The sequence below is a fragment of the Roseateles sp. P5_B10 genome, from assembly GCF_056400485.1.
Genome location: NZ_JBFULE010000125.1, coordinates 1 through 10906 on the forward strand (window position 1 = coordinate 1; position 10906 = coordinate 10906).

The 10906-nt window shown below is 66.9% G+C and carries 10 protein-coding genes and 1 pseudogene; 6 read left to right on the forward strand and 5 right to left on the reverse strand.

The window, feature by feature from the left end; translation table 11 throughout:
- Positions 1-45 precede the first annotated feature (45 nt).
- The 3 genes from AC1DU6_RS10835 to AC1DU6_RS10845 form a co-directional block, all read right to left on the reverse strand.
- Positions 46-882 carry an oxidoreductase gene (locus AC1DU6_RS10835; protein ID WP_477857135.1) on the reverse strand — a complete coding sequence of 279 codons (837 nt, stop codon included), beginning with the start codon at positions 880-882 and terminating at the stop codon, positions 46-48.
- A gap of 141 nt (positions 883-1023) precedes the next feature.
- Positions 1024-1629, reverse strand: a complete 606-nt coding sequence (locus AC1DU6_RS10840; RefSeq protein ID WP_457323348.1) for a TetR/AcrR family transcriptional regulator — start codon at positions 1627-1629, stop codon at positions 1024-1026.
- Between the two features lie 44 nt (positions 1630-1673).
- The gene (locus AC1DU6_RS10845; protein ID WP_477857136.1) at positions 1674-2753 is read right to left on the reverse strand and encodes a DUF6081 family protein; all 1080 of its coding nucleotides are present in this window, start codon (positions 2751-2753) and stop codon (positions 1674-1676) included.
- A 437-nt stretch (positions 2754-3190) separates the two neighbouring features.
- Here AC1DU6_RS10845 and AC1DU6_RS10850 point away from each other — a divergent pair, with 437 nt between their 5' ends.
- The 6 genes and pseudogenes from AC1DU6_RS10850 to AC1DU6_RS10875 all read left to right on the forward strand — a co-directional run.
- The gene (locus tag AC1DU6_RS10850) at positions 3191-3664 is read left to right on the forward strand and encodes a rhodanese-like domain-containing protein (RefSeq protein ID WP_457323350.1); all 474 of its coding nucleotides are present in this window, start codon (positions 3191-3193) and stop codon (positions 3662-3664) included.
- Positions 3664-4587, forward strand: coding sequence for a serine O-acetyltransferase EpsC (gene epsC, locus AC1DU6_RS10855; protein WP_477857138.1), 924 nt, complete (start codon positions 3664-3666; stop codon positions 4585-4587). The genes AC1DU6_RS10850 and epsC overlap by 1 nt, the downstream gene beginning before the upstream one ends.
- 42 nt (positions 4588-4629) lie before the next feature.
- On the forward strand, positions 4630-5553 hold the full coding sequence (locus tag AC1DU6_RS10860) for a family 2A encapsulin nanocompartment shell protein (RefSeq protein ID WP_056193959.1): 924 nt from the start codon (positions 4630-4632) through the stop codon (positions 5551-5553).
- Complete coding sequence (locus AC1DU6_RS10865; protein WP_477857140.1) at positions 5528-7327, forward strand: family 2A encapsulin nanocompartment cargo protein cysteine desulfurase; 1800 nt, start codon at positions 5528-5530, stop codon at positions 7325-7327. Before AC1DU6_RS10860 ends, AC1DU6_RS10865 begins: the two co-directional genes overlap by 26 nt.
- A 3-nt stretch (positions 7328-7330) precedes the next feature.
- The gene (locus AC1DU6_RS10870; RefSeq protein ID WP_457390782.1) at positions 7331-8200 is read left to right on the forward strand and encodes a TauD/TfdA dioxygenase family protein; all 870 of its coding nucleotides are present in this window, start codon (positions 7331-7333) and stop codon (positions 8198-8200) included.
- A 4-nt stretch (positions 8201-8204) separates the two neighbouring features.
- Positions 8205-8420: pseudogene (locus AC1DU6_RS10875) on the forward strand (ABC transporter permease); the annotation flags it as partial.
- 5 nt (positions 8421-8425) lie between these two features.
- Here AC1DU6_RS10875 and AC1DU6_RS10880 read toward each other — a convergent pair.
- Positions 8426-9208 carry a PEP-CTERM sorting domain-containing protein gene (locus AC1DU6_RS10880; protein WP_457325798.1) on the reverse strand — a complete coding sequence of 261 codons (783 nt, stop codon included), beginning with the start codon at positions 9206-9208 and terminating at the stop codon, positions 8426-8428.
- 295 nt (positions 9209-9503) lie between these two features.
- Positions 9504-10906, reverse strand: a 1403-nt coding sequence (locus tag AC1DU6_RS10885; protein ID WP_477857141.1) for a carbohydrate-binding protein, incomplete at its 5' end; no start/stop codon positions are given.

The following is a 10906-nucleotide window of genomic DNA, read 5'->3' on the forward strand; positions in this document are numbered from 1 at the left end:
ACCGCAATGTGCGGTTCTTGCCGTAGCGGTCGAGGAGAAAGGCTTTCATGATGCGCTCGCCGACGATACCGCGTCGAGCTGCAGATCGCGCCGGATGCCGGCGTCCACCAGGCCGGCGGGCGCGAACCGGCGCAGCAGTCGCAGGCGGCTCGCGAGCCCGCCGGCCGTGTAGCGGAGTTGCGGCTGAGCTGCGCTGGCGGCTTTCAGTACGACCTCGGCGACGACGTCGGGCTGGTCCGCGGTCGTCATCACTTGCCTCACCCTCTCGCTCACCGCCACACGGGCCTCGCGGTATGCATCGAGCTTGGCATCGGGCTCCAGGAAGTTGGCGTCGAACGGCGTCTTGGTGTAGGCCGGTTCGACGACCGAGACCCGGATGCCGCGGGTGCGCAGCTCGTGGTCGAGCGACTCGGAATAGCCTTCGATCGCGTGCTTGGTTGCGGCGTAGAGCGCGCCGTAGGGCATGGGCAGGAAGCCCAGCACGGAGCCGATGTTGATGATGCGGCCGCTGCCCTGGCGCCGCATGTGCGGCAGGACGGCCCGCGTCATGCGGACGATGCCGAAGAAGTTGGTGTCGAAGATGGCCTGCGCCTGCTCGATGGAGCTTTCCTCCGCGCCGGCCGGCGCGACGCCAAAGCCGGCGTTGTTGATGAGCAGGTCGATGCGGCCGTGCAGCGCCATCACCTGGTCCACTGCGGCCTGGACCGAGTCGTCCAGCGTCACGTCCAGGGCCAGCATCTTGAACCCGCGCTGCCCCGCCTGCCGCCCCTGCCGGCTGGTGCCGTACACGGTGTAGCCCGCCTTCGCGAGCCGCTCGGCGGTGGCCTGGCCTATGCCTGAGGAGGCGCCCGTCACGAGGGCGATCTTGTTGTTCGTGTTCATGGTGTTCTTTCGTCCGCGTGTGGAGGTCAGGAGCTCGCCGGCGTACGCGGTGCGCGGCGGGTCAGGAAGGATTGAGGCTTTGTTCGCATGATGTTCGTCATATTAAAAGGCGAGCAAAAGGCCGACTGCGTCGGTGAGGGTTCAGGGATGGCTGGGGGCCAGGCGTTTCAGCGCCGCGTCGAGCATGCTGCTCGACAGTGCAGGTTCGTCAACGGCGCGTGCCAGCAGCAGGGCGCCGACCATGGTCGCCAGGGTCACCAATGCGTGTTCATGCGCTGCGGGTTGCCCCCAATCAGGCGACTGGCGCGCAATCAGGTCCACCATCGCCTTGATGTGGCGGGTGGTCACCCGGCGCACCTCGGGAGCCTGGCGGGATGTCTCCGAGCCCAGGGCCGCCAGTGGGCAGCCGAGTTCCACCTGCTCGACGTGGGCCTTGGAGAGGTAGGCGTGCAGCATGGTCTCCAGGGTCTTGTCGGGCGGCGTGTGGGCGACGGCGTCGGCCACGGCGGCGGCTGCCTGGGCACAGGCCAGCCCGGCCGCCTCCGCCAGCATGGCCTCGCGGGACGGGAAGTGGGCGTAGAAGGCGCCGTGGGTCAGGCCCGCCTCTTTCATGATGTCGGCGACACCCGTGCCGTCATAGCCACTGCGGCGGATGGCTCGTGCCGCGGCCGACACGATGCGTTCGTGCGAGGCCTCCTTGGCCGCGGCTCTGGCATTGCTTGCTGTATTTCGCATGACGCTCATCATACGTCATGCGATCCGGGGCTGCCGTGATTTTTCTGGCACTTGCCTCAGGCCGGGACCGTTCGCCGGCTCCGCAGCGCCACGCCGACCCCCATCAAGCCGGCCACCAGCATCGCCCAGCTGCCCGGCTCGGGCACCGAGGTGACGGTGAAGTTGTCGAAGCTCGCGTCCATGCCCTGGCCGAACAGGCGTTCCGACACCGGGATGGAGACGGCCAGGTCCGGCCGGTCGGGGTGCTGGAAGGGGAAGGCGTCGAGCAGGCTGAAGAGGCCGTGGCCGATGGTCAGGTTGTGGATCTTGCCGGCCAGGGCCTCGCCCGGGCCATAGGACGGATAGACGCCGGACCAGTTGGCGCCCTGCTGGTCGAGCGGGATGCCGACGTTGTCGACCTGGGACACCAGTGCACCGTCGAGAAAGTAGCTGACGCTGCCGGCATCGCTGTAGCTGATGGAAGCCGTGTGCGGCCCGGGGCCGATGTCGATCTGCTTGATGATCTGCGTGTACATCTTGTCGATGCCGACGTAGCCCGGATCGCCCGGCAACAGCGCCGGGTTGGTGACCGACGACGGCAGGCGCTCGATCAGCGTGAAGGCGGTCGAGCCTGAGATGAACCAGTCGAACAGCTGGCCGGTGGAGAAGTCGATCATGTTCATGACCGCACCAGCCTGCTGGCCTTCGAGGGCCGTGGCCGAATAGGGCAGGCCGCTCTGGATGTAGCTGCCGCTGATGACGCGGCCCGCCGCCTGGGTGTTGTGGGCCGTGGCGCTGATGGTGGAGGAGAAGGTCAGCGAGCCGCCGGTGGGCACGGCGAAGGCCTGGCTGCTGGTGGCGATGTATTTGAGGTGGTCGTAGACGCTGAAGTCATAGCCCGTCTGGAAGACCGGGGCCTTGATGGCGAAGCTGCCGCCCGAGAAGTCGCGCGTGTCGCCGAGGGCCATTTCGCCCAGGCCATAGGGGTTGACCCATTTGGCGCCATAGCTGGCCAGGGAATAGCCGGGCGTGTCGAAGCTGTCGTAGACGACGGTACCCGCCGTAGCTGGCGTTGCGGCCAGCGCCAACCCCGCAGCCAACACCAAGGTCGTGCGCTGCATGGCCGCGCGGGTCCAGTGAGTCTGGCTTGAGTTCATGAGTGCCCCTTGAATGAAGCTGCGTTGCTTCGCGGCTGACGATCAGGCCATGGAGTGGCGATCGGTCCACAGGGTTTCCCAGGTCAAGGGCGGTTGCTCATCAAGATTGGGGATGCCAGGGCGATGATCCGATGGTGGATCGGGCGGCTGGGCGGCTGAAGACTTAACCGCAGCTCATACCTCATGACGGTTTGGTCATTCAATCAGTCGCCAAGTTGACTGCCACGCCCGCCGCTCTGGCGTTACGGTTGAGACTTCCTTGTTTGTCTCCTCCTCCCGCAAGGGTGGATTCAGCCCTTCGAACCGGTGCGCCGGTCGAAGGGATTTTTCTTTGCCTGAGGGCCTTGCGTGCAAACCGCATAACTGTTCGCGTTTTGCTTCGTTTGCCGAAGAAGCCCTGAACCCTAGCCTTGCTCGGTTTTCGCATGAGAGCCGACATGAGCACCGTTGCTTTTGAAGAACCCGAAGTCCTGGCCCGCGCCCGCGAGGCTGCCCAGGCCGCTGTGCTGCCCTTCGCAGGCAGCGTCGCACCGCGCGATGCCTGGGCCCTGGTCCAGGCGGGCCGCGCCGTCCTCGTCGACGTGCGCAGCGCCGAGGAGCGCCATTTCGTCGGCCATGTGCCGGGCAGCCTGCACGTGGCCTGGGCCACAGGCACCTCGCTGAACCGCAACCCGCGTTTCGCCAAGGAGCTGGACGCCAAGGTGGGCGGCAAATCCGGCAACGAGCTGCCGGTGCTGCTGCTGTGCCGCAGCGGCAAGCGCTCGGCGCTGGCTGCTGAAGCCGCGGCCAAGGCCGGTCTCGCCAACGTCTTCAATGTGCAGGAAGGCTTCGAGGGCGACAGCGACGACCACCAGCAGCGCGGCCATTTCAATGGCTGGCGTTTCCACAGCCTGCCCTGGGTGCAGGACTGATGGATACGGTCGACGACCTTTCCGGCATCGTCTCGGCGCTGCGTGGCGCGCGCCGACGCTGGYGCGAAGAGCATCGGCGCTGGGACGCCGGTGGCCGCGAGCTGCCGTCGCGCGAGCTGCTGGCCGTCGTCGTGCAGCAGCTGGCTGGTGCGCTCTTCCCGATGCGCCTCGGGCCGCCCGACCTGCAGCCCGAGGGCGAGGACTATTACGTCGGCCACACGCTGGGCGCGGCGCTCTCCAGGCTGCGCCAGCAGGTGGCGCTGGAGCTGGGCCATGACGCGCGGCTGCGCGGTACCGAGGTGCCGACCTTCAACGACGCCGCCGAGCGCGTGGCCCGCTTTGCCGCCCGCCTGCCCGCCGTGCGCGAACTGCTGGACAGCGACGTCATCGCCGCCTTCCAGGGCGACCCGGCAGCGCGCAGCGTCGACGAAGTGCTGCTTTGCTACCCGGGCCTGCATGCGCTGATCAGCCACCGCCTTGCGCACGAGTTGTACCGTCTCGGGCTGCCGCTGATTGCTCGCGTGATCGCCGAGCTCGCCCATGCGCAGACCGGCATCGACATCCACCCTGGCGCGCAGATCGGTGCGGGTTGTTTCATTGACCATGGCACCGGCGTCGTCATCGGCGAGACGGCCGTGCTGGGCCAGCGTGTGCGCATCTATCAGAACGTCACGCTGGGCGCCAAGAGCATCCCGACCGACGAGGCCGGCCATGCCCACAAGGGCCAGCCGCGCCACCCCATCGTCGAGGACGACGTCGTCATCTACGCCGGCGCCACCGTGCTCGGCCGCATCACCATCGGCCGCGGCTCGGTCATCGGCGGCAATGTCTGGCTGACGCGCAGCCTGCCGCCGCAAAGCCGCATTTCCCAGGCGGCCTCGCAAGCCGATCCGAACTCAGCCTTCCAGGCGCTGAGCGCCTGATTTCCTCACCCCCACCCACCGCCCCCAGGAGCCCTTTTCCCCATGGCTGACACCCCTCAACTCGCGCTCAGCGACACCGCCGCGCGGCAGCTTGCGAACGCGACAAAAACCGTCCCGCAGCTCTCCACCATCACGCCGCGCTGGCTGACGCATCTGCTGCAGTGGATTCCGGTCGAGGCCGGCATCTACCGCCTCAACAAGGTGGCCGACCCCGAGGCCGTCAAGGTCGCCTGCGCCAAGCGCGACGAGGCCGAGCTGCCCGTCACCTTCGCCGACTACGACGCCGCGCCGCGCGAGTACTTCCTGAACGCGGTGGCCACCGTGCTGGACGTGCACACCCGCGTGTCCGACCTCTACAGCAGCCCGCACGACCAGATCAAGGAGCAGCTGCGCATCGTCATCGAGACGATCAAGGAGCGCCAGGAGTCCGAGCTGATCAACAACCCCGACTACGGCCTGCTGGCCAATGTCGCGGACGAGCAGCGCCTGTCCACCCTCACCGGCGCGCCCACGCCGGACGACCTGGACGACCTGCTCGGCAAGGTCTGGAAGGAGCCCGCCTTCTTCCTGACCCACCCGCTGGGCATCGCCGCCTTCGGCCGCGAGTGCACGCGGCGCGGCGTGCCGCCGCCCACCATCAGCCTGTTCGGCAGCCAGTTCCTGACCTGGCGCGGCATCCCGCTGATTCCCAGCGACAAGGTGCCCGTCAACGACGGCAAGACCAGCATCATCCTGCTGCGCGTGGGCGACAAGCGCCAGGGCGTCGTCGGCCTCTACCAACCCGGTCTGCCGGGTGAGCAAGGCCCGGGCCTGTCGGTGCGCTTCATGGGCATCAACCGCAACGCGATTGCCTCCTACCTGATCAGCCTGTATTGCTCGCTGGCGGTGCACAGCGACGACGCGCTGGCCGTGCTCGAAGACGTGGAAGTGGGCAAGTACCATGAGTACCCTGACACCTACCGCTGACGTGGTCGAGAGCCCATTCGACGTCGCTGCGCTGGGCCGGTTGGCCAACGAGCTGTTCGGCAGCTTGAATGCCGGACCGCTGCCGTCGGCCCAGCCGGTGCAGTCGGCCGGTGGCTTGAACGTGCCCGCCAACCCGCTGCCGCCCGGCCTGCCTGGCGGCCCGCTGCCTCAGTCCACCACCACGCAGGTCGGCGGCTTCGGTGCTGCCGCGCCTGGCCTCAATCTCGCGCCCACAGGCCCCGATCACGTCGCCGCATTGCTGCGCCCGTCACCCGCCCGGGCACCCCACGCGCAAGCTGGCAATGGCGTGCCCGACGTGCTGCTGACCAGCGTGCCCGGCATTGACGGCCGCGCCGGCGGCCAGCTGCTGGGCGTACCTCAGCAGATCTCGCCGCCGCAACGCGAAGCCGTGCCCTCGGGCTACTACTTCGTCGAGCCTTCGAGCGTGTCTCAGCAGCCATCGCTCTACGTGCTGGACCTGCAGCCACGCCACCCCGGCGCCGCAGGTCATCACGCTGGCGAACTGCCGAACAAGCATGTGCTGCAAGGCCAGCGCCAGCCCTTCGACGTGAACGCCATCCGCCGGGATTTCCCCATCCTGTCGGAGYGCGTCAACGGCAAGCAACTGGTCTGGTTCGACAACGCCGCCACGACGCAGAAGCCCAAGGCCGTCATCGACCGGCTGAGCTACTTCTACGAGCACGAGAACAGCAACATCCACCGTGCTGCCCACACTCTGGCCGCGCGCGCGACGGATGCCTACGAAGGTGCCCGCAAGACGGTGGCGAAGTTCGTCAATGCGCGCTCGGCGGATGAGGTCATCTTCGTGCGCGGTGCCACCGAGGCCATCAACCTCGTGGCCAACACCTGGGGCGAGCAGCACATCGGTGCGGGCGACGAGATCGTCGTCTCCCATCTGGAGCACCACGCCAACATCGTGCCCTGGCAGCAGCTCGCCGCGCGCAAGGGCGCGCATCTGCGCGTGATCCCGGTGGACGACACCGGCCAGGTCATCCTGAGCGAGGCGCAGAAGCTCATTGGCAGCCCGCGCGCCAAGCTGCTCGCCGTGACGCAGGTCAGCAATGCCCTGGGCACGGTGGTGCCGGTGCAGGAGCTGGTCGGCATGGCGCAGCGCCAGGGCGTGACGACGCTGGTGGACGGCGCGCAGTCGGTCTCCCACCTCGCGGTGGACGTGCAGGCCATCGGTTGCGACTTCTTCATCTTCAGCGGCCACAAGATCTTCGGCCCCACCGGCATCGGTGCGGTCGTCGGCCGCAAGGAGGTGCTGGACGCGATTCCGCCCTGGCAGGGTGGCGGCAACATGATTGCCGACGTGACCTTCGAGCGCACGGTGTTCCAGCCGGCGCCGGCGCGCTTCGAGGCTGGCACCGGCAATATCGCCGACGCGGCCGGTCTGGGCGCCGCGCTGGACTACGTCTCGCGCATCGGTCTGCACCACATCGCCCGCTACGAGCATGACCTGCTGGCCTACGCGACCGAGGCCATCCGCCCCATCMCGGGCGTGCGCCTCATTGGCACCGCGGCCGACAAGGCCAGCGTGTTGAGTTTCGTGCTGGCGGGCCATGAGACGTCAGCGGTGGGCAAGGCGCTGGCGGAGGAGGGCATCGCGGTGCGCTCCGGCCACCACTGCGCCCAACCCATCCTGCGCCGGTTTGGCGTGGAAGCGACCGTTCGGCCATCATTCGCGTTCTACAACACCTGCGACGAGATCGACCATTTCGTGTCGGTGGTGCGCCGGTTGGCGAGGGCTTGAATGATGAGTACGGACACGCTCACCCGAGTCGAGATCCGCCCACTGCCCGACAGCTTTGCCGCCGAGGTGGTGGGCCTGGACCTGAGCCAGCCGCTGGCGGACGAAGACTTCCGCCGCATCCACCGCGCCCACCTCGACCACCATGTGCTGGTCTTCCGCGACCAGCGCATCACGCCCGAGCAGCAGATCGAATTCAGCCGCCGCTTTGGCGCGCTGGAGATCCATGTGCTGCACCAGTTCCACCTGAAGGGCCACCCGGAGATCCTCATCGTCTCCAACATCGTCGAGAACGGCCAGCCGGTTGGCCTCGGCGATGCAGGCTACTTCTGGCATTCGGACCTGTCGTACAAGGAGAAGCCCAGCCTGGGCTCCATGCTGCTGGCCCAGGAGTTGCCGGAGGAAGGCGGCGATACGCTGTTTGCCGACCAGCACGCGGCCTGGGTGGCGCTGCCGCCCGAGCTGAAGCAACGCGTGCGCCACCTGAAGGCTGAGCACTCCTACCTCGCCAAGTACGAGGAGCTGCGCGAACGCAGCCCGTGGCGGCCCAAGCTCAGCGACGAGCAGGTCGCACAGGTCAAGCCTGTCGTGCAGCCTGTCGTTCGCACCCATCCGGAGACGGGGCGCCTCGGCCTCTTCGTCAGCGAGCACTTCACGACCCGCATCGTCGATGTTTCCGAGGACGAGAGCCGCAATCTGCTGGCCGAGCTGTTTGCCTACGGCACGCGGCCCGAACTGCAGTACCGCCACCAATGGCTGCCCCACGACATGGTGTTCTGGGACAACCGCTCCGTCACCCACCTGGCCGCCGGCTGCCCACCGCAGATGCGTCGCCGCCTGCACCGCACCACCATCGAGGGCGACAAGCCGTTCTGATCATGCTTGGCGCACGCTGATCGCGGCCGAGTTCTTCTTCGGCGCATCATCGGGCAGCGGTGGCCTGGACTGGTACATCTTCCAGAGCCGCAACGAGCCGCTGACCGACCGCGTGTTCGCCGGCCTGGCCACCATCGTGCTGATCAGCTGGCTGGTCGAGCGCTTCCTCTTCGACACCGTCGAGCGGTTGACGGTGAGGCGTTGGGGCGTGCAGCGCTGAGTTTGTCAGCCGGCGCGTCTGCGCATGCGGAGCCCGAGTGCGAGCAGTCCCACCGTGAGCAACGCCCATGCACCGGGCTCCGGGATGGGTGCGTTGCCGATGCCCGCGCTGAACTCGAATGCGTAGCCCGGGCCGACGCCGCCGGCGAAGGTGAACACGGGGTCGATATAGGCGGTGGCAATGGCCCAGGGCCCCGACGAAGCGCCGGCGAAGGCGTCGGCAACCAGCGTCACGCGGTAGATATGGCTGGGCTTGAGCAACAGCGCGACGTCGTGGTCGAAGCTCTGATTGAAGCTGCCCTGCAGCGCGCCAGTTTCGATGCCGTCGCTGAAGACCGGCTGTAGGCCGAGGCTCACGTCTTCCAGCAGCCATTGCGCCTTCATCGCAAAGCCGGCGAAGGGGTCGACATTGTTCGACGAGCCCAGCACCCGCCCGGCCACGGCGGCGTTCACGCCCACATCCGCATTCGGGTCCGCGCCCGGTGGGGCGACGACCTGCATCTGGTAGGTCAGTTGCGCGCTGGCCCGCCCGGTGAAGCCGGGGCCAACCCCGACCTCGGCGTACAACGATGGGCTGGGCAGGGGCGATGCGTCGAGCCGAACCTGGCCGCCCGGGCCGAGCAGCGGGAAGCTGCCGAAGCCGTCGACCTGAATGGCGGCTGGTGGTTCGAAGTTGAAGGAAACCTTGCCGGCCACGGCGGCCGGCGCAAGGGTGTTGGCCTGAACGATGCCGGCCGCGGCCAGCAACAGGGCACCCGACAGGGCCAGCGCGATTCGCGAGGTGGGCATGAGCGCCTCCAGGCTTGGCARTGACAAGTGGCGAAGCGTAGGCCTGTGGGGGTGTGGGCGGCAGCCTCAGGTTCTAGGGGGCTCATGCAGGCCGGCGCCTGCCTTGCGTCCTGGAACTTCACACTGACCTCATACCGACCTCACCGAAGGTCTGCACAGTTCAGGTCATGGCAGCCCTGCGCGAGGCAGCTCAACACCCGAGAGGAATCAAGAGGATGACGACCGGAAAAGACGACGCACACTGGGTCGAGGTCGTCGACGGAGAGGGTCTTTACCCTGTCAAGATGCTAGGCCCCTATGCCACTTCACGCTTGGCAGACAAGGCGCATCGCGGCGTCATGCGCTTGCTGAATGTCGGGCGATACACGGTCGCGGTCGTGTCGCAGCAGGATCTCGAAGGCCGCAAACAGAGCGATGAGATCACCTCATGAGCCTCTCGGCGAGCCATGGGGTCGCCGCCTCCACCGGCCCAATGCGCCGGTGAGGATCGGGAGATTGAGAGATTGACTTCGTCTGGAGATCCATACTGCGCGTTCACCTTCAGCCAGTTCAGATTCCACTCCTTGCCGATGGATTTCAGGCGCAGGGTGTGGTTGCCGGCTGTCATGGCGAAACTGGTGCTGGTTTTGGTGGCCCAGGTTTGCCAGCCACCGGTGTTGGGAACGGCCATGACATCGACAGCTTTGGCGCCATCAACCCAGACTTCAAAACCGGTGCTGCCATTGGCGCTCGCCAAGCGGTAGTCGATGGTGAAGTTGCCAGCGGCGGCCACGTTGATCTTGAATTCGATGTAGTCGTCGGGATCAAAGTAGCCGACGTCCTGGCCGCCGCCGGTGTCGGTGCAGGTCTCGGTCTGGACGCCGTTCATGCCCGTGAAGGCCTCAGCCTGCAGGGTCGCAGGTACCGGCACCGCGAGGACGGCGGTGCTTGCGGCGTCGCTGTAATAGCTTTCGTTGGCCGCGGTCAGTGCAGTCACCACGTAGTAATAGGTCGTGCCAGTGGCCGCGGTGGCGTCCGTGTAGGTGGCGGTGGTGACTTTTTCGGCGAGCTTGGCGAAAGCGCCGCCGGCGCCGATCGCGCGGTAGACGCTGTAGCCGGTGACCTTGGCATCGCTGCTCGCATCCCAGCTGAGCCCGTTGCCGTTGCCGCCTTCGGCCAGTTTCAGGTTGGCTGGGCGTGCCGGCAATTGGAAGACTTCCGGCGCGGTCGTGCTCACCATCCATTGGGCCAGGCCGGAGTGAACTTCGTAGGCCTGGGTGGCGTAGCTCTTGAACAGGTTCTCGATTTCAGCCACGGTGGCGGTGGTGAAATCCACCTTGCCATTCATGTCGATGACGTCCTTGCCCTCCACCGGCTCCTTGTCGAGCAGGTACATCTCGGCCCAGGTGTTGGCACTGCCGTTGTCCTTGAATACGCCGTTCAATGCGTAGGTCTGGCCGCCTTCGAGGGTGATGGCCTGGTAGATGCCGCCATTGATTTCGCCGGTGATGCCGTCCGGGCGGGTCACGCGCAAGACGGCGCCGTCGCTGCCAGTCGGGGTTTTGCCCGCCGCAGAAGCGTTGAAGTCCAGGTTCAACTTGCCGCTGATGGTCAGCTCGGTCCAGCCGGTGTTCGAGCCGAAGCCGCCGTTGGTGATGAGCTCGGCATTGGTGGCGGTGTTGGTGATGCTGATCTTGTCAAAGCTCACATCGGGATTGC

What these genes read in the sequence shown, in the direction of transcription:
- AC1DU6_RS10850 (WP_457323350.1), top strand. Translation starts at nt 3,191, where the DNA reads ATGAGCACCGTTGCTTTTGAAGAACCCGAAGTCCTGGCCCGCGCCCGC.
- AC1DU6_RS10860 (WP_056193959.1), top strand. Translation starts at nt 4,630, where the DNA reads ATGGCTGACACCCCTCAACTCGCGCTCAGCGACACCGCCGCGCGGCAG.
- AC1DU6_RS10880 (WP_457325798.1), bottom strand. Translation starts at nt 9,208, where the DNA reads ATGCCCACCTCGCGAATCGCGCTGGCCCTGTCGGGTGCCCTGTTGCTG.
- AC1DU6_RS10845 (WP_477857136.1), bottom strand. Translation starts at nt 2,753, where the DNA reads ATGAACTCAAGCCAGACTCACTGGACCCGCGCGGCCATGCAGCGCACG.
- AC1DU6_RS10840 (WP_457323348.1), bottom strand. Translation starts at nt 1,629, where the DNA reads ATGATGAGCGTCATGCGAAATACAGCAAGCAATGCCAGAGCCGCGGCC.
- AC1DU6_RS10870 (WP_457390782.1), top strand. Translation starts at nt 7,331, where the DNA reads ATGAGTACGGACACGCTCACCCGAGTCGAGATCCGCCCACTGCCCGAC.
- AC1DU6_RS10835 (WP_477857135.1), bottom strand. Translation starts at nt 882, where the DNA reads ATGAACACGAACAACAAGATCGCCCTCGTGACGGGCGCCTCCTCAGGC.